Source organism: Stenotrophomonas sp. SrG, assembly GCF_050031795.1.
Lineage (GTDB): Bacteria > Pseudomonadota > Gammaproteobacteria > Xanthomonadales > Xanthomonadaceae > Stenotrophomonas > Stenotrophomonas rhizophila_A.
Map to the genome: position 1 here is coordinate 17,627 of NZ_JBNBBE010000014.1, position 25,379 is coordinate 43,005.

Below are 25,379 nucleotides of genomic sequence, written 5' to 3' on the forward strand. Positions count from 1 at the left end.
GACGCCACAGCATGCTGACCCTCGTTCTGGTGGTGATTCTGGCCGCGCTCGTCTTCGAGTTCATCAACGGCTTCCACGACACCGCCAACTCCATCGCCACCGTGGTGGCGACCAAGGTGCTCTCGCCCGGCTGGGCGGTGATGCTCGCCGCCTTCATGAACCTCATCGGCGCCCTGACCGGCACCGCCGTGGCGCTGACCATCGCCTCGGGCCTGCTCAACACCGGCGTGGTGGACGTGACCCCGCAGGTGATCCTGTGCGCGCTGCTGGGCGGCATCATCTGGAACCTGATCACCTGGTGGAAGGGCCTGCCGTCGTCGTCCTCGCACGCGCTGATCGGTGGCCTGTGCGGCGCCGGCCTGGCCGCCGCCCACAACAACTGGGACGCGCTGATCTGGTCCGAACGCATCGGCACCTGGGCGCAGAACAAGGGCCTGCTGTGGAAGGTGTTCCTGCCGATGATCACCTCGCCGATCGCCGGCTTCCTGCTCGGCATCGTGGTGATGCTGCTGCTGTGGGCGATCATCGCGGGCATGGCCAAGGCCGGTGGCTGGCTGGGCCGCCTGGCCCGCCCGCGCATCGTCAACGCGTTCTTCGGCAAGGCGCAGATCGTCTCGGCGGCCTACATGGGCTTCGCCCACGGCCACAACGACGCGCAGAAGACCATGGGCATCATCGCCATGACCCTGATCGGCGCCGAGGCGACCGGCGCACTGAACGACCTGCCGTCCTGGCTGGCCTTCATGCACCCGGACGCGCACGCCGGTGACGGCATCGCGATGTGGATCGTGCTGACCTGCGCGGTGGTGATGGCCGCCGGTACCGCCTCGGGCGGCTGGAAGATCATCAAGACCCTGGGCCACAAGATGGTCAAGCTGCACCCGATCCACGGCTTCGCGGCCGAGACCAGCTCGGCCACGATCCTGACCCTGGCCGCGCACTTCGGCATGCCGGTTTCGACCACCCACAGCATCTCCACCGCCATCATGGGCGTGGGTTACGCCAAGAACCCGCGTTCGCTGCGCTTCGGCGTGATCGAACGCATCGTCTGGGCCTGGATCCTCACCATCCCGGCGGCGGGCGGCTGCGCCTACCTGATCCTGAAGCTGTTCGAGCTGTTCGGCTGGACCTGATCGGGGTTGGTTTGGAAACGCGAAAAACCCGGCTTCGGCCGGGTTTTTTTCTGCTGGCTGGTCGCGAAGAGCAGCGTTTTCATTCTTCCGAGCCGGGGCGGCCGACGGGCAGCCCCCGACAGATGGTCGCGTGCGGATGGGCACGGCAGACACGCATGGCGTGGCCCTACGCGGCAGGTACGCCGGTAGCGTCGGTTCCCGAACGACGGCACGGAACGCCACCGCGGCCGGTAACGCATGAAAATAATCGGCACCGCCGTTGATCTCCCATGGCCACCAACAAACCCTCGAGGGTCGGCGGGGGCGGGTTTGCGGGACTGTCAAAAACATGGATGTTTTTGCCAAGCCCCCATGGATGGGTTTACGGCGTGTCCCGCAAACCCGCACCCGCCGGCCCAGCTCAGGCCAAGCGACGGCCATCGGCTGTTCGCCCAGAAGCATGAAGCTGCCGGGCAGGGCCCGGCACTACAGGAGTGTCTGCAACCCCGACGTTTGCAGGCCACGCAGGCGGGCACCCAAAAAAAAATCCCGCCGAAGCGGGATTTTTCATCAGCAATCAAACTTCGAGGGAAGCCAGGTCGCCCTTGTTCTCCAGCCACTGCTTGCGGTCGCCCGCGCGCTTCTTGGCCAGCAGCATGTCCATCAGCGCGCTGGTCTGCTCCCCATCGTCCACCGTCAGCTGCACCAGGCGGCGCGTATCGGGGTGGATGGTCGACTCGCGTAACTGGTGCGGGTTCATCTCGCCCAGGCCCTTGAAGCGGGTCACGTTGACCTGGCCCTTGATCTTCTCGCGCTCGATCTTGTCCAGCAGCGAACGCTTTTCTTCCTCGTCCAGCGCGTAGAACACCTGCTTGCCCACGTCCACGCGGAACAGCGGCGGCATCGCCACGAACACGTGGCCCGCATCCACCAGCGACGGGAAGTGCTTCAGGAACAGCGCCGTCAGCAACGTTGCGATATGCAGGCCGTCCGAGTCCGCGTCGGCCAGGATCACCACCTTGCCGTAACGCAGCCCGCTGATGTCCTGCTTGCCCGGATCGCAGCCGATCGCGATGGCCAGGTTGTGCACTTCTTCCGACGCCAGCACGCTGCCCGACGACACTTCCCAGGTGTTCAGGATCTTGCCGCGCAGCGGCATGATCGCCTGGAAGTCCTTGTCACGCGCCTGCTTGGCACTGCCGCCGGCCGAATCACCTTCCACCAGGAACAGCTCCGTGCGCGACAGGTCCTGGCTGATGCAGTCCGCCAGCTTGCCTGGCAGGGCAGGGCCCTGGGTGACCTTCTTGCGCACCACCAGCTTTTCGGTCTTCAGGCGCGCACTGGCACGCTCGATCGCCAGCTGCGCGATCTGCTCGCCCAGCGCCACGTTCTGGTTCAGCAGCAGGCTGAAGGCGTCATGTGCCGCGCCTTCGACGAACCCGGCGGCCTGGCGCGACGACAGCCGCTCCTTGGTCTGCCCGCTGAACTGCGGGTCGGTCATCTTCAGCGACAGCACGAACGACACCCGGTCCCACACGTCTTCCGGGGCCAGCTTCACCCCGCGCGGCAGCAGGTTGCGGAAATCGCAGAACTCGCGCAGCGCCTCGGTCAGGCCCGTGCGCAGCCCGTTGGCGTGGGTGCCGTGCTGCGCGGTTGGAATCAGGTTGACATAACTTTCCTGGACCAGCTCGCCTTCCGGCAGCCACGCCACCGCCCAGTCCACCACCTCGGTATCTTTTTTCAGCTGGCCCACGAACAGCTCGGCCGGCAGCATTTCGCGCTCGCCCAGCTCAGCCTTCAGGTAATCGCTCAGGCCATCTTCGTAGTACCAGGTGTCCTGCTCGTCGGTGGCCTCGTCGCGCAGCTTCACTGTCAGGCCCGGGCACAGCACCGCCTTGGCGCGCAACAGGTGGCGCAGCGCCCGCAGGTTGTACTTGGGCGTGTCGAAGTACTTCGGGTCGGCCCAGAAGCGCACCCGCGTACCGGTGTTCTTCTTGCCCACGCTGCCGACCACTTCCAGCGGCGTGGCGCGGTCGCCATTGCGGAAGGTGATGCGGTGCTCGCTGCCATCGCGCCGGATATGCACTTCCACCAGCGTCGACAGCGCATTGACCACGCTCACGCCCACGCCATGCAGGCCGCCGGAGAAGGTGTAGTTCTTGTTGTTGAACTTACCGCCCGCATGCAGCCGGGTCAGGATCAGCTCCACGCCGGGCACCTTCTCTTCCGGGTGGATGTCCACCGGCATGCCGCGGCCGTCATCGGTGACCTCGCAGCTGCCGTCCTTGTACAGGGTGACCTCGACCGTCCGGGCGTGCCCGGCCAGCGCTTCGTCCACGGCGTTGTCGATCACTTCCTGCGCCAGGTGGTTCGGGCGCGCGGTGTCGGTATACATGCCCGGGCGGCGCTTGACCGGGTCCAGGCCGGACAGGACTTCAATATCGGCGGCGTTATAGCGGGTGTTCATCTGTCTTCATAAAGCGCATAGCGACGGCGAAGTTTGCGGTCTGGCCGGTTTTTTTGCACGCCGCACGTTCAGGGGCCGGCCGAAGAGCGCGCGATAGACTGTAGGGGATGGGAAAACCGGAGCCCCGGCGCCCCATCCCCAGCCATACGCGAGGAGACCCCCATGAAGAAGTTGCTGACCATCGTTGCCATTGCCGCCGCCGTCGTGGCCGTGCCGCTGGCAATGGCGCAGAACGCCGGACAGGGCCAGTCCACCGCGCAGCAGGGCGAGCAGGCCGAGGCCAAGGCGCAGTCCGAAGCCGACGCCAAGGCCAAGCGCCGCGCGGCCGCCAACGCCGAAATGAAGGCCAAGGGCCAGCAGGCGCCCCAGCAGGAAGAGGAAGAAGAGGCCAAGAAGAAGCGCTGAACCAGCGTTTCGGCTTCCCCGACGCCCCGGCTTGCCGGGGCGTCTTCGTTCGTGCCCCTTGGGCTGGGCGCCCTCAATCTGTAAACTATGGCTTTCCGGGAGCAGTGCGTGTCATCCATCAGCGAATGGACTGGTCTGGTCGTGCGCGGCCGCCAGCAGGGTAGGCAGGAGGTGACGGTCCCAACGGCGACCGGCACGGCCGACCCGACCTCGCCGACCGGCCGCCACGTCATCGCTCCCCTGATCCCGGCCCTGGCGCGTGAACATCCCGCCGCCGCCCGGATCCTCCCCGATTCCCCCTTCACGTCGTCCGCCGCCCCGCGCGCCGGCGCCGTTTCCCCCTTCCTGACAGGACACCCCCAGCCATGACTCCCTTGATCTTCGTAACCGGCGGCGTGGTTTCCTCGCTCGGCAAAGGCATTGCCGCCGCCTCGCTCGCCTCCATCCTCGAAGCCCGTGGCCTGAAGGTCACGATGATGAAGCTCGACCCGTACATCAACGTCGACCCGGGCACCATGAGCCCGTTCCAGCACGGCGAGGTGTATGTCACTGACGACGGCGCCGAGACCGACCTGGACCTGGGCCACTACGAGCGCTTCGTGCGCACCCGATTGAGCCGCAAGAACTCGGTCACCACCGGCCGCATCTACGAGAACGTGATCCGCAAGGAGCGCCGCGGTGACTACCTGGGCGCCACCGTGCAGGTCATCCCGCACATCACCGACGAGATCCGCCGCTGCATGGACGAAGCCACCGAAGGCTTCGACGTGGCGCTGGTGGAAATCGGCGGCACCGTGGGCGACATCGAATCGCTGCCGTTCCTGGAAGCCATCCGCCAGGTGCGCACCGAGCGCGGCCCGGAGAAGGCCCTGTTCATGCACCTCACCCTGGTGCCGTACATCGCCGCCGCCGGTGAGCTGAAGACCAAGCCGACCCAGCACTCGGTCAAGGAACTGCGCTCGATCGGCATCCAGCCCGACGTGCTGCTGTGCCGTTCCGAGCAGCCGGTGCCCGACTCCGAGCGCCGCAAGATCGCCCAGTTCACCAACGTCTCCGAGCGCGCCGTGATCAGCGTGCCCGACGTCGACGTGCTGTACCGCATTCCGATGGGCCTGCACGCGCAGGGCCTGGACGAGATCGTCATCAACCAGCTCAAGCTCGGCGACAAGGCCGGTCCGGCCGACCTGCACGAATGGGAAGCCGCGCTGGATGCCACCCTGCACCCGGTGGATGAAGTCACCATCGCCGTGGTCGGCAAGTACGTCGACCACCAGGACGCCTACAAGTCGGTCGGCGAAGCGCTCAAGCACGGCGGCCTGCGCCAGCGCACCAGGGTCAACCTGAAGTGGCTCGAAGCGCAGGACCTGGAAGGCACCGACATGGCCGCGCTGAAGGATGTCGATGGCATCCTGGTGCCGGGCGGCTTCGGCGACCGTGGTTTCGAGGGCAAGGTGCTCACCTCGCAGTTCGCCCGTGAACAGCAGCTGCCGTATTTCGGCATCTGCTACGGCATGCAGGCCGCCGTGGTCGATTTCGCCCGCAACGTGGTCGGCCTGGAGGGTGCCAACAGCACCGAGAACGACCGCCAGTCGCCCAACCCGGTGATCGGCCTGATCACCGAATGGCGCACCGCCACCGGCGATGTGGAAAAGCGCGATGACAAGAGCGATCTCGGCGGCACCATGCGCCTGGGCCTGCAGGAGCAGCGCCTGAAGCCGGGCACGCTGGCCCGCGAGCTGTACGGCAAGGACGTGGTGTCCGAGCGCCATCGTCACCGCTACGAGTTCAACAACCGCTACCGCACCCAGCTGGAAGATGCCGGCCTGGTGATTGCCGGCAAATCGATGGACGACACCCTGGTGGAAGTGGTGGAGCTCTCGCGCGACAAGCATCCGTGGTTCCTGGCCTGCCAGGCGCACCCGGAATTCCTGTCCACCCCGCGCGATGGCCACCCGCTGTTCATCGGCTTCATCCGTGCCGCGCGTGAGCGCAAGGCCGGCGGCGCGCTGCTGCAGGAAGCAAGCGCCTGAGCGAGGACCCGTGGGCGGCGCAGTTGGCCCGTCGCCAGCGCCGCCACTGGCGGGCGTGGCCCTGGGGCTGGGCAGCGTTGGTCCTGTCGACAGCCAGCTGGGGCTGCGCGTTCGTGCTCATGGTGCTGGTGTTTTCCGCAGTGGGTTCGCCCGGTGACGGCAGCCATGCCATCCAGGCCGTCGCCACGCCCATCAACCTGACCCTGGCGCTGGGCGCAACCTGCGCGCTGGGCACCGTGCTGGCCGGCGTGCTGGCGTTGCGCCTGCGCTGCCAGCCGGCCGGTGGCGGCGCCGCGCTTGGCCTGCTGGGCCTGCTGTTGCTGGTGCTGCTGCTGCCCTCCCTGCTGTAGCCCCGAACGCTTTCCGCGCGCGGATTTGGCAAGCGGGGGGCAGGTGGGGATAATCACGCGGCACGTTTCAACGCATTGATTTTTGGCGTTCCCCCTTTCTGACTGGTAACCGGCCCGCTATGACCACGATCCGCAGCATCCACGCCCGTGAAATCCTCGACAGCCGTGGCAACCCCACGCTGGAAGCCGAAGTCACCCTGGAGGACGGCTCGTTCGGCCGTGCCGCCGTGCCGTCGGGTGCCTCCACCGGCACCAAGGAAGCGGTCGAGCTGCGTGATGGCGACAAGACCCGTTACCTGGGCAAGGGCGTGCGCAACGCCGTCAACAACGTCAACACCACCATCGCCTCCGCGCTGAAGGGGTTCGACGCGGCCGACCAGGAAGGCCTCGACCGGCGCCTGATCGACCTGGATGGCACCGAGAACAAGGGCCGCCTGGGCGCGAACGCACTGCTGGCCGTGTCCATGGCCAATGCCCATGCCGCCGCTGCCGCCAACAAGCAGGCGCTGTGGCAGTACCTGTCCAAGGGCAGCACCGATGTGAGCCTGCCGGTGCCGATGATGAACATCATCAACGGCGGCGCGCATGCCGACAACAACGTCGACTTCCAGGAATTCATGGTGCTGCCGGTCGGCTTCACCTCGTTCTCCGAAGCGCTGCGCGCCGGTACCGAAATCTTCCATTCGCTCAAGTCGGTGCTCAAGGGCCACGGCCTGAGCACGGCGGTGGGCGACGAAGGCGGCTTCGCGCCGGACTTCCGCAGCAACGTCGAAGCGCTCGACACCATCCTCGAGGCGATCGGCAAGGCCGGCTACACCGCCGGCGAAGACGTGCTGCTGGGCCTGGACGTGGCCTCCAGCGAGTTCTACGAGAACGGCAAGTACAACCTGGTGGGGGAGAACAAGCGCCTGACTTCGGAGCAGTTCGTCGATTTCCTGGCCGACTGGGCCGCCCAGTACCCGATCATCACCATCGAAGACGGCCTGGCCGAGAACGACTGGGCCGGCTGGAAGCTGCTTACCGACCGCATCGGCAAGAAGGTGCAGCTGGTCGGCGACGACCTGTTCGTGACCAACCCGAAGATCTTCAAGGAAGGCATCGAGTCCGGCACCGCCAACGCGATCCTGATCAAGGTCAACCAGATCGGCACCCTGACCGAGACCCTGGAAGCGATCGCCATGGCGCACCACGCCAACTACGCTGCGGTGGTCTCGCACCGTTCGGGCGAAACCGAAGACACCACCATCGCCGACATCGCCGTGGCCACCACCGCCACCCAGATCAAGACCGGCTCGCTGTGCCGCAGCGACCGCGTGGCCAAGTACAACCAGCTGCTGCGCATCGAGGAAGCCCTTGGTGCCGGCGCGCGTTACGCCGGGCGTGACGCGTTCGTGTCGCTGAAGCGCTGATCCGCATGCGCAACTGGCGCTGGCTGCTGCTGGTGCTCGCGGTACTGCTGGCATGGCTGCAGTACCGCTTCTGGTTCGGCCCGGGCAATTCGGGAGAAGTGATGTCGCTCGAAGCCCAGGTCGAATCCCAGAAGCGCGACAACGCCGGCCTGCAACAGCGCAATGATGCGCTGGCGGCCGAGGTCAAGGACCTCAAGGAAGGCGAGGCCGCCATCGAAGAGCGCGCGCGCAGCGAGCTGGGCATGATCAAGCCCGGTGAGAAGTTCTACCGCGTGGTCGAGAACGCTTCGGTGGCGGCGCCGCGTGCGCCGGCGCTGGCCGCCGACCCGAACGCGCCACACCCGGACGTGCCCTGATGGGCAGTGTCTGGGCCGTGGTTCCGGCCGCCGGCCGAGGTACCCGCTTCGGCAGCGACACGCCCAAGCAGTACCTGGTCGCAGGCGACCGGGTGCTGTTGGCGCACACCCTGGAAGCCCTGCTGTCACACCCGGTCGTGGCCGGGGTGATGGTGGTCATCGCCGAGAACGATGTCGACTGGCCGGGCTGGCAGTCGTTGGCCGACAAACCGATCCTGACCTGCACCGGCGGGGCGACCCGCGCTGCCTCGGTGCTGGCCGGCCTGCAGGCGCTGCCTGACAGCGTGCGGGCCGACGATTTCGTGCTGGTCCACGATGCTGCGCGGCCGAACCTGGCCGCAGCCGACCTCGGTCGCCTGCTGGAAGTGGGGCGTGCCGATCCGGTCGGCGCGATCCTGGCCGCGCCGGTGCGCGATACCCTCAAGCGGGCCGGCGACGACGGCGGCATTGATGGCACCGAGCCGCGTGCGCGCCTGTGGCGCGCGCTGACCCCGCAGCTGTTCCGCCGCCACCAGCTGGCCCGCGCGCTGCAGGACGCGGCCGCCGCCGGCGTGGACGTCACCGACGACGCCATGGCGATGGAGCGTCAGGGCCTGCGCCCGTTGCTGGTCGAGGGCAACGAGGACAACTTCAAGGTCACCACCCCGGCCGATCTGTCCCGATTCGAATTCGAGCTGTCGCGCCGCGGCTCCTGAGCCCGTCCGCGCCGGCCATCACCGCAGGTTTTTTGCCATGAACACCCCGTTTCCTCCGGTCCGCATCGGGCAGGGTTATGACGTCCACGCCTTCGGCGAGGGCGACCACATCATGCTGGGCGGCGTGCGCGTCGCGCACAGCTGTGGCGTGCTGGCGCACAGCGATGGCGATGTGATCCTGCACGCCCTGTGCGATGCCATGCTGGGCGCGCTGTCGCTCGGCGACATCGGCCAGCACTTCCCGCCGTCGGACATGCGCTGGAAGGATGCCGACAGCAGCCGCTTCCTTGACCACTGCAACAGCCTGCTGCGCGAACGCGGCTGGCAGGTCGGCAACACCGACATCACCGTGATCTGCGAGCGGCCCAAGGTCGGCCCGCATGCCTTGGCCATGCGCGAGCGCATTGCCGGACTGCTTGGCATCGCGCTGGATGCGGTGAGCGTCAAGGCCACCACCTCCGAGAAGCTCGGTTTCACCGGGCGCGGCGAAGGAATCGCTGCCCAGGCCGTCGTACTGTTGGTGGCGCTGTGATCCCCTTGCCGCTGGCCTTCGGCGAGCCGCTGCTGCGCGCCGACATCCGCACCGTCCCGGAAGATTTCCAGGTGGACGAGCTGCCGGCGTTCGAGCCCACCGGGGAAGGGGAGCACCTGCTGCTGACGATCCGCAAGCGTGGTGCCAACACCGTGCATGTGGCCAAGCTGCTGTCGAAGTGGGCGGGGCTGCCGGACATGGCGGTCAGCTATGCCGGCATGAAGGACCGGCATGCGGTCACCACCCAGCGCTTCAGCGTGCACCTGCCCAAGCGCATCGCGCCTGACATCGCGCTGCTGGCCTCGGATGAAGTGGAGGTGGTCGAGTCCACCTGGCACAACCGCAAGCTGCAGCGCGGCGCGCTGGCCGGCAACCGGTTCCGGCTGGTGCTGCGCAGCGTGCAGGGCGAGGCGAAGGCGATCGACGAGCGGCTGTCGCTGATCGCCGCGCGTGGCCTGCCGAACTGGTTCGGCGAGCAGCGCTTCGGCCGCGATGGCGGCAACGTGCCGGCCGCACTGGCCATGTTTGGCGGCCGCCGCGTGCGCCCCGACCAGCGCTCGCTGCTGCTTTCGGCCGCGCGCTCGGCGCTGTTCAACCAGGTGCTGGCCGAGCGCGTGGCGCAGGGCAACTGGGACAGCCCGCTGGAGGGTGAAGTGTGGATGCTGGATGGCAGCCGCAGCGTGTTCGGTCCCGAACCGTGGACCGACCTGCTGGCGGATCGGTTGGGCCGCTTCGACATCCACCCCAGCGGTCCGCTGTGGGGCGAGGGTGAGCTGCGCAGCAGCGGCGCCGCCGCCGCGCTGGAGCTGGGCGCGATCAGCGACGAGCAGTCGCTGCAGCTGCGCACCGGGCTGGAAGGCGCGCGCCTGAAGCAGGAGCGCCGCGCGTTGCGGTTGCGCCCGGCCAACCTGCAGCATCGCTGGCTGGAAGCCGATGTGCTCGAGCTGACCTTCGCGCTGCCGCCGGGGTGTTATGCCACCGCCGTGCTGCACGAGCTGGGTCCGGTGGACGACGCCAGCAGCGCTTCGTCGAACGATTGATTTCTACGTGGTGCGGGCGATCACCGTCGCGCCAACAGCACCAACACCGCCCCCGTCCCGCCTTGCCCGGCGGGCGCCGAATGAAACGCCAGCACGTCATTGCGCTGGCGCAGCAGCCGGTCCACCAGGTTCTTCAACACCGGTGCACCGCCATCGGACTGCAGCCCCTTGCCGTGGATGATGCGCACGCAGCCGTGCTCGTGCGCATGCGCTTCCAGCAGGAACTGGCGCATCAGCGTCTCCGCCTGGGCCACCGTGGCACCGTGCAGGTCCAGCTCGTCCTGCACCGAATACTGACCGCGCTTTAGCCGCTGGAACATCCGTGCCGGCAGGTTCTCGCGCCGGTAGCTGGCGGTGTCGCCGGCCTCCAGCGGGCTGCTGTCGCGAAGCAGCCTGGCGAATTCCCCGCGCGCGGCGTCCTCGTCCTGTTCGGCCATGCGCGCACGCGGCTTCGGTCGGGGTGTCGCCGGTGGCGCAGCCACCGGTTTGCGCAGCGGCGTGACCTCGCCGATGGCGGCGCGGAACAGTGCGGCCGGATCTTCGTCTTCAGGATGTGACATGCGTACAGCCTAATGCCCTGAATCGGCCGTGCCTACCTCCCGCCGGGGTAGGCCGATCTGCCCGCTTGCGGCACAATAGCTGACGCACTTGCGCGGTCGGTGATCCCGAAACGGGTGAAGGCCGGCCCCGCCAACGCTGGAAAGTGATGGAAATGAAGTCTTGAACAATCAAGCGGTTAAAACCCAGATGCGGATCCTGGTCAGCAACGACGACGGCGTCGATGCCCCCGGCATCAGGATGCTCGCCTCCGTGCTGCGCGAGGCCGGCCACGAAGTGATGGTGGTTGCCCCCGACCGCGACCGCTCCGGCGCCAGCAACTCGCTGACCCTGGACCTGCCGGTGCGGGTCAAGCGCATCGACCACTACACCTGTTCGGTAGCCGGCACCCCGACCGACTGCGTGCACCTGGCGCTGACCGGCCTGCTCGAATACGACCCGGACATCGTGGTGTCGGGCATCAACAACGCAGCCAACCTGGGCGATGACGTCATCTACTCCGGGACCGTGTCGGCGGCGATGGAAGGGCGTTTCCTCGGCCTGCCGGCGGTGGCGATGTCGCTGGTCACCCACAACCACGACCCGCGCAATTTTGAAACCGCCGCGCGTGCCGCCGTGGAGATCGTCACCCGGCTCAAGGCCGATCCGCTGCCGGCCGACACCATCCTCAACGTCAACGTGCCCGACCTGCCGTGGGCGGAGGTGCGTGGCTTCGAAGTGACCCGGCTGGGCAACCGCCACCGTGCCGAAGGCTGCATTGCCCAGCGCGACCCGCGCGGCAATGAAGTGTTCTGGATCGGCCCGGCCGGCCGCGAACAGGATTCGGGCCCGGGCACGGACTTCCATGCCGTGCGCAACGGATTCATCTCGATCACGCCGATCCAGGTCGACCTGACCCGCTACCAGGCACTGGAGAAGGTGGCCAGCTGGGTAGGCGGGCTGACCGCCGCGCTGGACCGGCCGGCATGAGCCAGCGCCTGCGCCTGCAGCCCGAAGCGGTCGGGATTGGCATGACCTCCCAGCGCGTGCGCGACCGCCTGGTCGAACGCCTGCGCGAGAGCGGCATTGCCGACGAAGCCACCCTCAATGCGATCCGGGTGGTGCCGCGGCATCTGTTCATCGACGAGGCCTTGGCCTCGCGCGCCTACGAAGACACCGCACTGCCGATCGGCCACGGCCAGACCATCTCCCAGCCGTGGGTGGTGGCGCGGATGACCGAAGCGGTGCTGCAGTCGGCGCCGAAGAAGGTGCTCGAAGTGGGCACCGGCTCGGGCTACCAGGCCGCCGTACTCGGTGCGCTGGGGCTGGAGGTCTACACCGTCGAGCGCATCGGTGACCTGCTGCGCCAGGCGCGCAAGCGCTTCCGTGCGCTGGGCATGAACATCCGCAGCAAGCACGACGATGGCCGCATCGGCTGGGCCGAACACGGGCCGTTCGACGCCATCGTGGTGACCGCGGCCGCGCCGGCGCTGGTCGATGCGCTGGTCGAGCAGCTGGCCGTGGGCGGGCGCCTGGTCGCGCCGGTCGGTGGGGCAGGGGCGCAGTCGCTGATCCAGCTGACCCGCCGCGACGACGGCAGTGTTGAACAGCAGGTACTGGCACCGGTCACGTTCGTGCCGCTGCTGTCTGGCATGCTGGACTGATTCCAAGGAGCGTTGCGTCATGAAGATTTTTGGTCCGCTGTACGAGCGGGCGATGAAGTGGGCCGCGCATGAGCGCGCCCCGACCTACCTGACGGTGCTCAGCTTCATCGAGGCGATCATCTTCCCGGTGATGCCCGAAGTGATGCTGGCACCGATGTGCGTGGCCCAACCCAAGCGCGGCTGGTGGTTCGCCACGCTCAGCCTGGCCGGCTCGATGGCCGGTGCGCTGGTCGGCTATGCGCTGGGCCACTACGCGTTTGAAGCGGTCAAGCCGCTGTTTGCGGCGATGGGCATGCTGACCAGCATCGAAGGCGGCATCGCCATCGTGCAGGCCAAGATGGCCGAATCCCCGTGGGCGGTGTTCACCTTCCTGGTGCTGGGCGGCTTCATGCCCATCCCGATGAAGGTCTTCACGTGGGCATCGGGTATCGTCGGGGTGCCGCTGCCGCAGTACTTCCTGAGCATGTTGATCGGGCGGGGCAAGCGCGTGTACGTGCTGGCGGCCGTCATCCGCATTGGCGGGGCGCGCGCCGAAGCCGCGCTGCGGCGTTGGATTGAACCGCTGGGCTGGATTGCCACCGTACTGGTGGTGGGTCTGGTGGCCTGGCTTGTCTGGAGAGCGAAGTTCGCATGAGTGCTGATCGTATGCGCGGGGCCACACGGCTGACCGCCCTGCTGCTGGTGGTGTCCACCCTGAGTGCCTGCGGCACCGCCACGGTGGTCAAGCCGTCCGGCGGGCGCACCACGCACACCACGCCGCAGACGTCGGTAGCCAAGCCGGGGCAGACCGCCGTGGTGCGCCGTGGCGACACCCTCTACGCGCTGGCACGCATCCACAACATCACCCCGCGCGACCTGGCCGCTTGGAACGGGCTGGGCGAGCCGTACACCATCTATCCCGGGCAGGTCATCCGCCTGTACCCCGGCAGCAGCCCGGGCCGCGCGCCGACCACCGTGGTGACTGCGCCGCGTCCGGGCACCGGTTCGACGCCTGCGCCTGCGCCGACGCCGTCGCCGACCACCGCGATCAAGAGCAACATCGACTGGCGTTGGCCGGCCGATGGTGCGCTCGTGGGCCGCTTCGTCGGCGCCGATGTCACCAAGCAGGGCGTGGATATCGCCGGCAGCAGCGGCCAGCCGGTGCGCGCCACCGCGTCGGGCGTGGTGGTCTATTCCGGTGCCGGCCTGGTCGGCTTCGGTGAGCTGATCATCATCAAGCACAACGATCAGTGGTTGTCGGCCTACGGCCACAACCGCAAGCGGCTGGTCAACGAAGGCCAGAGCGTGAAGGCCGGCGAGCAGATCGCCGAGATGGGCCGCACCGGTACCACCCGCGACATGCTGCACTTCGAGATCCGCTACAACGGCAAGCCGGTCGACCCGCTGTTGTACCTGCCCCCCAAGTGATCGCGCAGCCACGCAGGGCGTGGCGCTACCGCGGCGGAACCCACAAAAAAGGCTGCCAACGGCAGCCTTTTCTGAACGAAATCACCCAATATCAGCCCGGCAGGAGGATCGCCGCCGCTACGTTGCGGCCTTCACCGGCAAGCAGGTTGAACGTCCTGGCGGCCGCTCCGTTGTCCATGACTTCAATGCCGATGTTGCGGGTCAGACAGGCCCCCATGACCGCCGCGGATGGGAATTGCTGCTTTTCCCCCGTTCCAAGGATGACCAGTTCCGGCTGCTGGGCCAGCACCGTGGCCAGGTGGTCCGGGGTCAGCTCCTTGACGCTGGCGGGTGCCGGCCAATCTTCCAGCAATGCCTGCGGGGTGACGATGAAGCTCTTCACCACCCGCCGGGTGCCGGCGTTCACGCGGTCTTCGAACACCACCGAGTCGGCGCCGACGATGCGGAACGCATAGGCAAAATCCGGGATTTCGTGGTTCAGCTGCATGGCGATCAGCCGCGCGGAAGCACGATCTGGCGCTGTTCCTTGCTGGGGCGGTAGAGCACGGCCACGTGGCCGATGCGCTGCACCAGCGCGCTTTCCGAGGCCTGGACCAGCTCGGCGATCATGGCGTCGCGTGCATCGCGGTCTTCGGCGGCCACCTTCACCTTGATCAGTTCGTGGCGCTCCAGCACTTCGTTCAGCTCGGTCAGGAAGGCCGGCGTGACCCCCTTGCCGCCGATCTGCAGCAGGGCGTTCAGACCATGGGCTTGGCCGCGGAGGAAGCGGGTCTGGGAGGAGGTCAGGACAATAGACATTCAGGAACAAGCGGTTAACTGGGGCGATCAGGGTATCATGACCACCCCGTCCGGCCCTATCTCCAATGGTTTCCCGCAGCAAGAGCAGCCAACGCTGGTTGAAAGAACACTTCGCCGACCCCTTCGTGAAGAAGGCCCAGGCCGAGGGCATGCGCTCGCGCGCGGCGTACAAGCTGGAGGAGCTGCTCGCGCGTGACCGGCTGCTGAAGCCGCATATGGTCGTGGTCGACCTGGGCGCCGCCCCGGGGGGCTGGTCCCAGCAGGTCCGGCGCCAGATCGGCGACACCGGAAGGGTGCTGGCCCTGGACATCCTGGAGATGCCGCCGCTGGCCGGGGTGGAGTTCCTTCACGGGGACTTCAGGGAGCAGGCCGTCCTATCGCAGTTTGAAGCCATGCTCGGGGACCAGCCGGTAGACCTTGTGCTCTCGGATATGGCCCCCAATAAAAGTGGTATGGACGCGGTAGACCAGCCGCGGATGATGCACCTGGCCGAGTTGGCGCTGGATTTTGCCGACAACCATCTCAAGCCGGGTGGCGCGTTCCTGATCAAGCTGTTCCAGGGCGTGGGCTTTGACGACTACGTGCGCGAGATGCGCCGCCGGTACGACAAGGTCGTGATCCGCAAGCCTGAAGCGTCCCGGAAGCGCTCGCCCGAGGTGTATGCCTTGGGGCAGGGCAAACGCACCCAGATCAAGTAAGCTCAACCATACCAATTGCGTCAGGCATTAGAGGAACACCGGAGCCAATGAGGATGAACGACTTGACCAAGAACCTCCTGCTATGGGTGGTCGTCGCCGTGGTGCTCATGGTGGTGTTCCAGAGCTTCTCGCCAAAGAGCAGCGGCGCCGGTGCCCAGGGCGCCACGTATTCGCAGTTCCTGGACCAGGTGGATGGCGGCAACGTCCAGAAGGTCACCTTCAGCGGCGACATGCGCAGCGGCACCAACCAGATCTCGTACACCACGCGCAGCGGCCAGTCGGCCACGATCACCGCGCCGATGGACCGCGACCTGATCAACATCCTGCGCGCCAAGAACGTGGAAATCGTCCAGGAAGAGCCGTCCAGCGGCATCTCGCTGGGCGCGATCCTGATGAACTTCCTCCCGGTGATCCTGATCATCGGCTTCTGGTTGTTCATCATGCGCCAGATGCAGGGCGGTGGCGGCGGTGCCAAGGGCGCGATGTCCTTCGGCAAGTCGCGCGCCAAGCTGCAGGGCGAAGACCAGATCAAGGTCACCTTCGCCGACGTCGCCGGCTGCGACGAAGCCAAGGAAGAGGTCGGCGAACTGGTCGACTTCCTGCGCGATCCGACCAAGTTCACCAAGCTGGGCGGCAAGATCCCGCGCGGCGTGCTGATGGTCGGCCCGCCCGGTACCGGCAAGACCCTGCTGGCCCGTGCCATTGCCGGCGAAGCCAAGGTCCCGTTCTTCTCGATCTCCGGCTCGGACTTCGTGGAAATGTTCGTCGGCGTCGGCGCCAGCCGCGTGCGCGACATGTTCGAGCAGGCCAAGAAGCAGGCCCCGTGCATCATCTTCATCGACGAAATCGACGCCGTCGGCCGCCATCGCGGCGCCGGCCTGGGCGGCGGACATGACGAGCGCGAGCAGACCCTGAACCAGCTGCTGGTGGAAATGGACGGCTTCGAGGGGGGCGAGGGCGTGATCGTCATTGCCGCCACCAACCGTCCCGACGTGCTGGACCCTGCGCTGCTGCGCCCGGGCCGCTTCGACCGCCAGGTCGTGGTCGGGCTGGCCGACGTCAAGGGCCGTGAGCAGATCCTCAAGGTGCACATGCGCAAGCTGCCGCTGGCCGACGATGTCGAGCCGATGGTGATCGCGCGCGGTACCCCGGGCTTCTCCGGCGCCGACCTGGCCAACCTGTGCAACGAGGCGGCGCTGTTTGCCGCGCGCGGCAACGAGAAGGAAGTGCGCATGGAGCACTTCGACCGCGCCCGCGACAAGATCCTGATGGGTGCCGAGCGTCGTTCGATGGCTATGAGCGAGGAAGAAAAGACGCTTACCGCCTACCACGAAGCCGGCCATGCCATTGTCGGCCGCCTGGTGCCCGAGCACGATCCGGTCTACAAGGTCACCATCATTCCGCGCGGCCGCGCGCTGGGCGTGACCATGTACCTGCCGGAAGGCGACAAGTACTCGATGAACCGCGTGGCGATCGAATCGCAGCTGTGCTCGCTGTACGGCGGCCGCGTCGCCGAAGAGCTGATCTTCGGCGCCGACAAGGTCACCACCGGTGCCTCCAACGACATCGAACGCGCCACCAAGATGGCCCGCAACATGGTCACCAAGTGGGGCCTGTCCGACGAGCTCGGCCCGATCGCCTATGGCGAAGAGGACGATGAGGTGTTCCTGGGCCGTTCGGTGACCCAGCACAAGAGCGTGTCCGACGATACCGCGCGCCGCATCGATGAAGTGGTGCGCAGCATCCTGGACAAGGCCTACGCCCGCACCACCGAGCTGGTCACGGCCAACCTCGACAAGCTGCACACGATGTCCCAGCTGCTGCTGCAGTACGAGACCATCGATGCGCCGCAGATCGACGCCATCATGGAAGGCCGCGATCCGCCGCCGCCGATGGGCTGGGGCAAGTCCAACAAGGACGGTGGCAGCAACAACAACGACAAGGGCGGCGACGCCCGTCCGGTGCCGCCGATCGCCGGGCCTGCCGAACAGCTCTGACGATGAACAGGTAACGCATGGAGGCCGGGGAAACCCGGCCTTCATCGTTTCTGGCGCGGGCGATCCGGGCGACAATGCTTGCCCTACACCTGTCCCGGAGTATCCATGTCCACGCCGCCGCCCCCGGTCTCGCACACCACGGAAATGGTGATCGCCACGGTGGTCGGTGCCGCCGCAGGCCTGCTCAGTGGAAACTACCTGCTCGGCGGCATCGTAGGGATCGTGATCGGCATCGGCCTGAGCGTGGCCAAGACCTTGTACCTCGACCGCAAGCGCCGCCGCCGCTGAGCCCTTGCGCCGCTGCGTGGCAATCGGCACGATGCGCGGGCGCGGTTGCATGAGGCAGCCGCGGCCAACATTCCAGGGGGAATACCATGCGTCACTCACGGTACGCGGCGACAGCCGTGCTGCTCTGCCTTGCCACGCCTGCCATGGCGGACACCATCCACGTGCAGGATCCGATTCCGTTCTCGGAGTCCGCTTACATCGCCGATAACATCAAGGCCGAATGCCGCATGGGGGCGCAGCTTGCGACCGCGCTGGGCAGCAACGCCCCGAAATTCGGCAATACGATCGCGTTCGACGCGCAGCCCGTCTCCACGGGTCGGGCGCTGAAGCTGGAGCTGGTGGAGGCACAGAGTGCCGGCAATGCCTTCAGCGGTCACTTCAAGTCGGCGACCGTGCGCGGCGTGCTGACGCAGGACGGCCAGAAGGTTGCCACCGTGACCGCGCGACGGGTTTCCCGCGGCGGCGCATTCGGCGGGTTCAAGGGCTCCTGCGACGTGCTGGAACGGGTTGTCACCGCCATAGGCAACGACCTCGCCGAATGGCTGGCCAAGCCGACCGACGAGGCCAAGCTGGGCGATTTCTAGTCCGCCAGGGCCTGCGGGCCGCGGGCTATCGGAGTACGCCGGCGTAAACTAGGCGCTGGCGTATTTCGTGGAAAGCCCATGTTCGATACTTCTCCCCAGCTGGACTGCGCCGGCCGCGTGCTGCGGCTGGACCGCCCGCGCGTCATGGGCATCGTCAACGTCACCCCGGATTCGTTCTCGGATGGTGGCGCGCACGACAATACCGAAGCCGCGGTCGCCCATGGACTGCAACTGGTGGCCGAAGGCGCCGACCTGCTCGACATCGGCGGTGAATCGACCCGGCCCGGTGCCGCACCGGTGCCACTGGAAGAAGAGCTGCGCCGGGTGGTCCCGGTGATCGAACAGCTCGCGCGCCAGACGCAGGTGCCGATCAGCATCGACACCTTCAAGCCGGAGGTGATGCGCGCGGCGGTGGCCGCCGGTGCCGGCATGATCAACGACATCCATGCACTGCGGCAGGACGGGGCCCTGGCCGCCGCCGCCGAACTGGGCGTGCCGGTGGTGCTGATGCACATGCAGGGCGAGCCCGGCAGCATGCAGGACACCCCGCACTACGACGACGTCGTGGCCGAGGTGCACCGCTTCCTGGTCGATCGGATGTTCTCGGCCGAGATGGCCGGCATTGCAAAGAAGAACCTGGTGATCGACCTGGGCTTCGGCTTCGGCAAGACCACCGACCACAACATGATACTGCTGGCGCGCTCGGCGCGCTTCCTGGAACTGGGCGTGCCGATGCTGGCCGGCCTGTCGCGCAAGCGCAGCATTGGCGAACTGACCGGGCGCGAGGCGCCGCGCGAGCGCGTGGCCGGCTCGGTCGCCGCGCACCTGATCGCCGCCCAACGCGGCGCCACGATCCTGCGCGTGCACGACGTCGCCGCCACCGTGGACGCGCTGAAAGTGTGGGCAGCGGTCGATGCGGTGCCGATGCCGCGGGTGGATGCCGCGCCGGCGATGCCGCGCTGGCCGGACGAGGGCTGATGGGCGCCGACCGGCGCCCGCTGGCGATCGCGGTGATGGGCCCGACCGCGTCGGGCAAGACCGCCACCGCCATCGCACTGGCGCGGCAGCTGGACGGAGAGATCGTCAGCGTCGATTCGGCGCTGGTGTATCGCGGACTGGATATCGGCTCGGCCAAGCCCGATGCCGCCGAGCGCGCGCAGGCGCCGCACCACCTGCTCGACCTGCGCGATCCGTGGCAGACCTATTCAGCGGCGGAATTCGCCGTTGATGCCGCCCGCGTGGTGGCCGACATCGTCGCGCGCGGACGCATGCCGATCCTGGCAGGCGGCACCGGCTTGTACTTCCACGCGCTGCTGCAGGGGCTGTCGCCGATGCCGCCGGCCGACCCGGCTACCCGCGTGGCGATTGGTGCCGAGGCCGCCGAACGCGGATGGCCCGCCCTGCATGCTGAGCTGGCCGGGATCGACCCCGCCGCCGCAGCGCGCATCCATGCGACCGACCCGCAGCGCATCCAGCGGGCGCTGGAGGTGTATCGCCTGACCGGCACGCCGATCAGCGAATGGCAGAAGCTGCCCGGCGTGGACCGGCTGCCGGTGCGCTGCCTGAAGCTGGTGCTGGCCCCGCGCGAGCGCAGCGTGCTCCACCAGCGCATTGAAACCCGCTTCGACCACATGCTCGCCCAGGGTTTCCTGGACGAGGTGCTGGCACTGCGTGCGCTGCCGGAGATGGCGGCGGCGGCCGCGCCGCTGGACCTGCCGGCGGTCCGGGCGGTCGGCTATCGCCAGGCCTGGGAGTTCCTGGACGGGCAGGGCAGTGCTCGCGACTTCCGCGACAAGGCCATCCAGGCCACCCGGCAGCTGGCCAAGCGCCAGTTGACCTGGCTGCGCGGCGAGCTTGATGCACGCTGGTTCGATCCCCATATAGACGGGGATTCCCTGGCAGATGCCGTAGCGGCCTTTGTTGCCCGTTGAGCCACAGCGCCTTGCCCTTGGCCCGTGTACCATCGGGGGTTCCGGTGGCGGGGGCCGTGGCAGTTGCCGGAAGACCATAAAAACAATAATGAGGAGTGTGCAATGTCCAAGGGGCAATCGCTGCAGGATCCGTTTCTGAATGCACTTCGGCGCGAACGCGTGCCGGTGTCGGTGTATCTGGTCAATGGCATCAAATTGCAGGGAACGATCGAATCGTTCGACCAGTTCGTTGTCCTGCTGCGCAATACGGTCAGCCAGATGGTGTACAAGCACGCCATTTCGACCGTGGTGCCGGCACGCAACGTCCGGGTGGGCCCCGGTGGTGGCTATGTGCAGTCCAATGAAGGTGGCGCCGACGGCGCCCAGGAAGAAGACGACGTTGAATGAAGTAAGCAACTGCGGAGACGCGCGTGTTTGACCGTTCCAAGCGAGGCGAACACGCGCTCCTGATCCAGCCGCATTCCGGCCGGCTGGAAGACGATGTGCTGGAAGAGTTCACCGATCTGGCCCGCTCTGCCGGGGCCAGCATCGCCGCCACCCTGACCGCGCGCATCGACCGGCCCAACCCGTCGATCCTGATCGGCTCGGGCAAGCTGGACGAGATCAAGGCGGCCGCCGAGGCCACCGGCGCCGACCTGGTGCTGGTCAACCATGCGCTCTCGCCCTCGCAGGAGCGCAACCTGGAGCGCTTCCTGGAGCGCCGGGTGATCGACCGCACCGGCCTGATCCTGGACATCTTCGCCCAGCGTGCGCACAGCCACGAAGGCAAGCTGCAGGTGGAACTGGCGCAGCTGCGCCATATGTCCACCCGGCTGGTCCGTGGCTGGACCCACCTGGAGCGCCAGCGCGGCGGTGCCATCGGCCTGCGCGGTCCGGGTGAAACCCAGCTCGAAACCGACCGCCGCCTGCTGCAGAAGCGGGTGGAACAGCTGCAGAAGCGGCTGGAAAAGGTCGAAGTGCAGCGCACCCAGATGCGCCGTGCCCGCGTGCGCAGCGAACTGCCGCGCGTGGCGCTGGTGGGCTATACCAATGCCGGCAAGTCGACGCTGTTCAATGCGCTGACGGGTGCGGAGGCGTACGCCGCCGACAAGCTGTTCGCCACCCTCGACCCGACCGTGCGCCGCATCGCGGTGCCGGGCGGCAACGTGGTGCTGGCCGATACGGTGGGCTTCGTCCGCGACCTGCCGCACGAACTGGTGGCCGCGTTCCGCGCGACTTTGAGCGAAGCGCGCGAGGCCGACTTCCTGCTGCACGTGGTCGATGCGGCCGATCCGCACCGTGAGGAGCGCATCGCGCAGGTCGACGAAGTGCTCAACGAAGTGGGTGCGGGCGAACTGCCGCAGCTGCTGGTGTTCAACAAGATCGACCGCATCGAAGGCAGCGAAGTCCGCCACGACGCCCAGGACGGTATTCCCGATACCGCACGCCGCGAACGCGTCTGGATCTCGGCGCGCGATGGGGTGGGCCTGGACCTGCTGCAATCGGTGCTGGGCAAGCGCCTGGGCCTGCAGCACGTCAGTGGCGACCTGCGCCTGCCGCCGACCGCCGGCCGCCTGCGTTCGCGCCTGCACCAGCTGGAAGTGGTGCGTGGCGAACGCAGCGACGAGGACGGCTGGCTGCTGCAGGTCGAGATCCCGATCGCCGAAGCCGAGAAACTGGCTGCCGCCGACGACGGCGCGCCCATCCGCGCACTGCTTCCGGAAAAACTGCCCGAATGGTGAGTCCGTGACTGTCCCCACCGATGCCGAACTCGGCGACCTGGCCCGTGACGTCGGCCAGCAGCTGCAAGCGGCTGCGCTGCAGCTGGTCACCGCCGAAAGCTGCAGCGGCGGCTGGATCGCCAAGGCGATGACCGACATCGCCGGCTCGTCGGCGTTCTTCGACTGCGGCATGGTGGTGTACAGCTACGAGGCCAAGCAGCGCCTGCTGGGCGTGCGCGCGCAGACCCTGGAACAGTTCGGCGCGGTCAGCCGCGAAACCGTGCTGGAAATGGTGTCCGGCGCGCTGATCAATTCCGGTGCCGGCATGGCCGTGGCCGTGACCGGCATCGCCGGCCCCGGTGGCGGCAGCCCGGACAAGCCGGTGGGCAGCGTCTGGATCGGCTGGAAGCAGCGCGGTGGCTATGCCCGCGCGCAGCTGTTCCAGTTCGAGGGCGACCGCGAAGCCATCCGCCGGCAGACCGTGCAGCAGGCGCTGACGGGAATTTTCCCGGCGCTGTGACATCCTGAGCCCTGCTGTCGAACGAGGGTGCACCGATGTGGGAAACGCTGGGAACCGTCCGTGACCTGGGGCGTCTGCAGGAAATCGCCTCGGTCCTGATCCGCTATGGCTTCGGCGACCTGGTGCGCCGCATCGGCCTGGCCGACGTGCTGGAGCGTGCCGGCCGCCTGCTGCACTGGAACGATACCCAGCAGATCCTGCGCATGACCGCCCCGGTGCGGGTGCGGCGGGCGATGGAAGAGCTCGGCCCTACCTTCGTCAAACTCGGCCAGGTGCTGGCCACCCGCGTGGATCTGTTCCCGCCGGACTGGATCGCCGAATTCTCCGAATTGCAGAACGCGGTGCCGGCGTTGCCGTATGCGCAGGTCCGCGAACAGCTGGAAGCCGACCTGGGGGCGCCGGCTACCGAGGTGTTCGCCTGGCTCGATGAAACCCCTCTGGCGGCGGCCTCGCTGGCCCAGGCGCACCGGGCCACGCTGCACGATGGCAGCGAGGTGGTGCTGAAGATCCGCCGCCCCGGCATCCGCGAGGTGATCGAAGCCGACCTGCGCCTGCTCGCGCGGTTGGCCGAAATCGTCGAAGCGCGGCTGCCGGACATGCGCCGCTATCGGCCGTCCGAGGTGGTCCAGCAGTTCCAGGTGTCGCTGCGGCGCGAGCTGGATTTCGCCGCCGAGTGCCGCAATGCCGAGCGCATCGCGCGCAACTTCGCCGGCCGCAACGACATCCTGATTCCCAAGGTGCACTGGCAGTGGACCTGCGAGAGCCTCAACGTGCAGGACTTCGTGGACGGCATCCCCGGCCGCGACCTCGCCGGCGTGGATGCGGCCGGGCTCGACCGGGTCCGGCTGGCCCGCACCGGCGGCCGCATCGTGCTCAAGATGGTGCTCGAGGACGGCTGCTTCCACGCCGACCCGCACCCGGGCAACATCATCTACCTGCGGGATGGCCGGATCGGCGTGATCGACTTCGGCATGGTCGGGGCGATCTCCGAGCAGCGCCGCTTCCAGGTCGCGCAGCTGCTGCACGGGCTGGTCAGCCAGGAGCCGGAGTCGGTCACCGACGTGCTGCTGGACTGGTCCGGTGGCGTGGACGTGGACGAATCGCGGCTGCAGCAGGACATCAGTACCTTCGTCGACCAGTACCGGGGCGTGCCGCTGAAGGACCTGCACATGGGCCTGATGCTGGGCAACATCACCCAGCTGCTGCGCCAGTACGCGCTGACCCTGCCGGCCGACCTGGCGCTGATGATCAAGACGTTCCTGACGCTGGAAGGCATGGGCCGCCAGCTCGACCCGCAGTTCGACATGGCCACCGCCGCGCGCCCGTTCCTGGAGCGGGTGATGTGGCAACGGTTTGCGCCGACGGCCCTGCTCAAGCGCGGGAAGCGCAGCGTGGCCGGGCTGCTGGACCTGGCCGGTGACCTGCCGCGCGATGTGCGCCAGCTGGTGCAGATGGCGCGGCGGGGGCGTCTGCAGTTGAAGGTGGAGACGACTGCGCTGCAGGGCTTCGGCGAGCAGGTCAACCGGGCGGCGAACCGGCTGGTGGTGGGGATCGTCACCGCTGCGTTGATCATTGGGTCGTCGATCGTGATGCACAGCGTGGGTGGGCTGTCGAGCCGCTGGCTGCTGGCGCTGGGCGTGGCCGGGTTCGTGGGGGCGGGGTTCTGCGGGGTGTGGATACTGGTGTCGATCTGGCGGTCGGGGCGGAATCCGTGATGGCCGGCGACCGCCTGCCAGGCGCGTAGGGACACGCCATGCGGGTCCGCTCTCCGTTTCGGGGTCATTGACGCCTGAGGGGCGGCTCCGGATCGTGTAAACGCCGGTTGGCGCGTGCCGGATGATGGTGGCCGTCTTCGGATGCTTGTGCCGCGCTGCGCGCGGTTGCCGACTGACAGTCGGCACTACGAGTTGCTACGGGCTCGCGGCGAGATCGGGATACGGGGGTTGGCGTTGCTTTTTTCTGGTCGGGGCTTGCGTGTGTCGGGTGTTAGTAGTATTACTACTAACCATGGACCTTACCGATACCCAGCAGGCGATCCTGCAGTTGATCGCCGAGCGCATCGAGACCGACGGCGCGCCGCCGTCGCAGACGGAAATCGCCCGTGCGTTCGGCTTCAAGGGCGTGCGGGCCGCGCAGTACCACCTGGAAGCGCTGGAGCAGGCCGGGGCGATCCGTCGCATTCCCGGCCAGGCGCGCGGTATCCGGCTGGTGCAGGCGCCGCCGCTGCAGGACGGCCTGCCGGCCTCACTGGCAGTGCCCGCGCTGCCCGACCACGTGCTGCGGCTGCCGGTGCTGGGCCGGGTCGCGGCCGGCCTGCCGATTGGGGCGGACATCGGCTCGGACGATTTCGTGGTGCTGGATCGGGTGTTCTTCTCGCCCGCACCGGACTACCTGCTGAAAGTCCAGGGCGACTCGATGATCGACGAAGGCATCTTCGACGGCGACCTGATCGGCGTGCACCGTACCCGCGACGCCCGCTCGGGCCAGATCGTGGTGGCGCGCATCGATGACGAGATCACCGTCAAGCTGCTGAAGATGGGCAAGGACCGGATCCGGCTGCTGCCGCGCAATCCCGATTACAAGCCGATCGAAGTGCTGCCCGACCAGGACTTCGCCATTGAAGGCCTCTATTGCGGGCTGCTGCGCCCGAACCGCTGATCTCTTCAACGCACGACATGCACGGTCTTTTGTGGCGATTCTCTGGTTTGGCTGAGGTTGGTACGGATGTCCGATAATTTTTTTCCGAACGCCGGGCAGAATCTCAGCCTGTGCGATACGCCAACCTTAAAGTGACCCCGTGGCCAAGAAGACCTCCAAAGACAACACCTCCAACGACATGACCTCTGCAAGGACCAATCC

At 67.4% G+C, this 25,379-nt stretch carries 28 protein-coding genes; 24 read left to right on the forward strand and 4 right to left on the reverse strand.

Translation table 11 applies throughout. The annotated features are described in order from the left end of the window. The first annotated feature begins 11 nt into the window (after nucleotides 1-11). The gene (locus ACQG3P_RS14070; protein WP_068850816.1) at nucleotides 12-1,133 is read left to right on the forward strand and encodes an inorganic phosphate transporter; all 1,122 of its coding nucleotides are present in this window, start codon (nucleotides 12-14) and stop codon (nucleotides 1,131-1,133) included. A 556-nt stretch (nucleotides 1,134-1,689) separates the two neighbouring features. Here the strand turns inward: ACQG3P_RS14070 and parE are convergent. Further along, complete coding sequence (parE, locus tag ACQG3P_RS14075; RefSeq protein WP_068850819.1) at nucleotides 1,690-3,579, reverse strand: DNA topoisomerase IV subunit B; 1,890 nt, start codon at nucleotides 3,577-3,579, stop codon at nucleotides 1,690-1,692. Nucleotides 3,580-3,741: 162 nt separating this feature from the next. On the opposite strand from parE, the gene ACQG3P_RS14080 reads away from it, so the two are divergent. The 8 genes from ACQG3P_RS14080 to truD all read left to right on the forward strand — a co-directional run bounded on the left by ACQG3P_RS14080 (nucleotide 3,742) and on the right by truD (nucleotide 10,396). Then, nucleotides 3,742-3,984, forward strand: a complete 243-nt coding sequence (locus ACQG3P_RS14080; protein WP_068850822.1) for a hypothetical protein — start codon at nucleotides 3,742-3,744, stop codon at nucleotides 3,982-3,984. A gap of 365 nt (nucleotides 3,985-4,349) precedes the next feature. After that, nucleotides 4,350-6,014, forward strand: coding sequence for a CTP synthase (locus ACQG3P_RS14085; protein ID WP_426805432.1), 1,665 nt, complete (start codon nucleotides 4,350-4,352; stop codon nucleotides 6,012-6,014). A 77-nt stretch (nucleotides 6,015-6,091) separates the two neighbouring features. Then, on the forward strand, nucleotides 6,092-6,364 hold the full coding sequence (locus tag ACQG3P_RS14090; protein WP_426805433.1) for a hypothetical protein: 273 nt from the start codon (nucleotides 6,092-6,094) through the stop codon (nucleotides 6,362-6,364). A 119-nt stretch (nucleotides 6,365-6,483) separates the two neighbouring features. Then, nucleotides 6,484-7,773 carry a phosphopyruvate hydratase gene (eno, locus tag ACQG3P_RS14095; RefSeq protein WP_068850835.1) on the forward strand — a complete coding sequence of 430 codons (1,290 nt, stop codon included), beginning with the start codon at nucleotides 6,484-6,486 and terminating at the stop codon, nucleotides 7,771-7,773. Nucleotides 7,774-7,778: 5 nt separating this feature from the next. Beyond that, nucleotides 7,779-8,129, forward strand: coding sequence for a cell division protein FtsB (ftsB, locus tag ACQG3P_RS14100; RefSeq protein ID WP_426805434.1), 351 nt, complete (start codon nucleotides 7,779-7,781; stop codon nucleotides 8,127-8,129). Then, on the forward strand, nucleotides 8,129-8,824 hold the full coding sequence (gene ispD / locus ACQG3P_RS14105; protein ID WP_419403729.1) for a 2-C-methyl-D-erythritol 4-phosphate cytidylyltransferase: 696 nt from the start codon (nucleotides 8,129-8,131) through the stop codon (nucleotides 8,822-8,824). The genes ftsB and ispD overlap by 1 nt, the downstream gene beginning before the upstream one ends. Before the next feature lie 37 nt (nucleotides 8,825-8,861). Then, nucleotides 8,862-9,356, forward strand: coding sequence for a 2-C-methyl-D-erythritol 2,4-cyclodiphosphate synthase (gene ispF, locus ACQG3P_RS14110; protein WP_095364046.1), 495 nt, complete (start codon nucleotides 8,862-8,864; stop codon nucleotides 9,354-9,356). Beyond that, on the forward strand, nucleotides 9,353-10,396 hold the full coding sequence (truD, locus tag ACQG3P_RS14115; RefSeq protein ID WP_426805435.1) for a tRNA pseudouridine(13) synthase TruD: 1,044 nt from the start codon (nucleotides 9,353-9,355) through the stop codon (nucleotides 10,394-10,396). Before ispF ends, truD begins: the two co-directional genes overlap by 4 nt. A 20-nt stretch (nucleotides 10,397-10,416) precedes the next feature. Here the strand turns inward: truD and ACQG3P_RS14120 are convergent, their stop codons facing one another. Next, nucleotides 10,417-10,956, reverse strand: coding sequence for a Smr/MutS family protein (locus ACQG3P_RS14120; protein WP_426805436.1), 540 nt, complete (start codon nucleotides 10,954-10,956; stop codon nucleotides 10,417-10,419). Between the two features lie 187 nt (nucleotides 10,957-11,143). Here ACQG3P_RS14120 and surE point away from each other — a divergent pair, with 187 nt between their 5' ends. From surE to ACQG3P_RS14140, 4 genes are read left to right on the forward strand one after another with little or no spacing between them, the layout of a single operon-like run. Further along, complete coding sequence (surE, locus tag ACQG3P_RS14125) at nucleotides 11,144-11,923, forward strand: 5'/3'-nucleotidase SurE (RefSeq protein WP_184124344.1); 780 nt, start codon at nucleotides 11,144-11,146, stop codon at nucleotides 11,921-11,923. Continuing rightward, complete coding sequence (locus tag ACQG3P_RS14130; protein ID WP_068850856.1) at nucleotides 11,920-12,597, forward strand: protein-L-isoaspartate(D-aspartate) O-methyltransferase; 678 nt, start codon at nucleotides 11,920-11,922, stop codon at nucleotides 12,595-12,597. The genes surE and ACQG3P_RS14130 overlap by 4 nt, the downstream gene beginning before the upstream one ends. Nucleotides 12,598-12,616: 19 nt before the next feature. Further along, entirely contained in the window at nucleotides 12,617-13,231 is a 615-nt protein-coding gene (locus ACQG3P_RS14135; RefSeq protein WP_068850859.1) for a YqaA family protein, read from the forward strand. After that, entirely contained in the window at nucleotides 13,228-14,004 is a 777-nt protein-coding gene (locus ACQG3P_RS14140) for a peptidoglycan DD-metalloendopeptidase family protein (protein WP_217535985.1), read from the forward strand. Before ACQG3P_RS14135 ends, ACQG3P_RS14140 begins: the two co-directional genes overlap by 4 nt. Nucleotides 14,005-14,095: 91 nt before the next feature. Here the strand turns inward: ACQG3P_RS14140 and ACQG3P_RS14145 are convergent, their stop codons facing one another. Both ACQG3P_RS14145 and yhbY read right to left on the reverse strand, forming a co-directional pair. Then, complete coding sequence (locus ACQG3P_RS14145; protein WP_068850864.1) at nucleotides 14,096-14,491, reverse strand: Mth938-like domain-containing protein; 396 nt, start codon at nucleotides 14,489-14,491, stop codon at nucleotides 14,096-14,098. Between the two features lie 5 nt (nucleotides 14,492-14,496). Beyond that, nucleotides 14,497-14,802, reverse strand: a complete 306-nt coding sequence (gene yhbY, locus ACQG3P_RS14150; RefSeq protein WP_426805437.1) for a ribosome assembly RNA-binding protein YhbY — start codon at nucleotides 14,800-14,802, stop codon at nucleotides 14,497-14,499. A 65-nt stretch (nucleotides 14,803-14,867) separates the two neighbouring features. On the opposite strand from yhbY, the gene rlmE reads away from it, so the two are divergent. From rlmE to lexA, 11 genes are all read left to right on the forward strand, one after another. Then, nucleotides 14,868-15,500 (forward strand): 23S rRNA (uridine(2552)-2'-O)-methyltransferase RlmE, encoded by a 633-nt coding sequence (gene rlmE, locus ACQG3P_RS14155; protein ID WP_068850870.1) that lies wholly within the window; start codon nucleotides 14,868-14,870, stop codon nucleotides 15,498-15,500. 53 nt (nucleotides 15,501-15,553) lie between these two features. After that, nucleotides 15,554-17,497: an ATP-dependent zinc metalloprotease FtsH gene (ftsH, locus tag ACQG3P_RS14160; RefSeq protein ID WP_176472670.1), complete on the forward strand. Its 1,944-nt coding sequence runs from the start codon at nucleotides 15,554-15,556 to the stop codon at nucleotides 17,495-17,497. A 105-nt stretch (nucleotides 17,498-17,602) separates the two neighbouring features. Next, nucleotides 17,603-17,785: a hypothetical protein gene (locus ACQG3P_RS14165; RefSeq protein ID WP_068850876.1), complete on the forward strand. Its 183-nt coding sequence runs from the start codon at nucleotides 17,603-17,605 to the stop codon at nucleotides 17,783-17,785. A gap of 116 nt (nucleotides 17,786-17,901) precedes the next feature. Then, a complete protein-coding gene (locus tag ACQG3P_RS14170) occupies nucleotides 17,902-18,369 on the forward strand; it encodes a hypothetical protein (RefSeq protein WP_426805438.1) in 468 nt (155 codons plus the stop codon). Nucleotides 18,370-18,447: 78 nt separating this feature from the next. Then, nucleotides 18,448-19,347: a dihydropteroate synthase gene (folP, locus tag ACQG3P_RS14175; protein ID WP_184124095.1), complete on the forward strand. Its 900-nt coding sequence runs from the start codon at nucleotides 18,448-18,450 to the stop codon at nucleotides 19,345-19,347. Then, nucleotides 19,347-20,300: a tRNA (adenosine(37)-N6)-dimethylallyltransferase MiaA gene (gene miaA / locus ACQG3P_RS14180; protein WP_426805439.1), complete on the forward strand. Its 954-nt coding sequence runs from the start codon at nucleotides 19,347-19,349 to the stop codon at nucleotides 20,298-20,300. Before folP ends, miaA begins: the two co-directional genes overlap by 1 nt. Nucleotides 20,301-20,402: 102 nt before the next feature. Next, nucleotides 20,403-20,687, forward strand: a complete 285-nt coding sequence (gene hfq, locus ACQG3P_RS14185; protein WP_068850887.1) for an RNA chaperone Hfq — start codon at nucleotides 20,403-20,405, stop codon at nucleotides 20,685-20,687. Between the two features lie 23 nt (nucleotides 20,688-20,710). After that, complete coding sequence (hflX, locus tag ACQG3P_RS14190) at nucleotides 20,711-22,021, forward strand: ribosome rescue GTPase HflX (protein ID WP_426805440.1); 1,311 nt, start codon at nucleotides 20,711-20,713, stop codon at nucleotides 22,019-22,021. Nucleotides 22,022-22,025: 4 nt separating this feature from the next. Beyond that, on the forward strand, nucleotides 22,026-22,520 hold the full coding sequence (locus ACQG3P_RS14195; RefSeq protein WP_426805441.1) for a CinA family protein: 495 nt from the start codon (nucleotides 22,026-22,028) through the stop codon (nucleotides 22,518-22,520). 35 nt (nucleotides 22,521-22,555) lie between these two features. Then, nucleotides 22,556-24,235 carry a 2-polyprenylphenol 6-hydroxylase gene (gene ubiB, locus ACQG3P_RS14200; RefSeq protein WP_426805442.1) on the forward strand — a complete coding sequence of 560 codons (1,680 nt, stop codon included), beginning with the start codon at nucleotides 22,556-22,558 and terminating at the stop codon, nucleotides 24,233-24,235. Nucleotides 24,236-24,527: 292 nt separating this feature from the next. Next, nucleotides 24,528-25,178 carry a transcriptional repressor LexA gene (gene lexA, locus ACQG3P_RS14205; protein ID WP_093534120.1) on the forward strand — a complete coding sequence of 217 codons (651 nt, stop codon included), beginning with the start codon at nucleotides 24,528-24,530 and terminating at the stop codon, nucleotides 25,176-25,178. Nucleotides 25,179-25,379 lie beyond the last annotated feature (201 nt).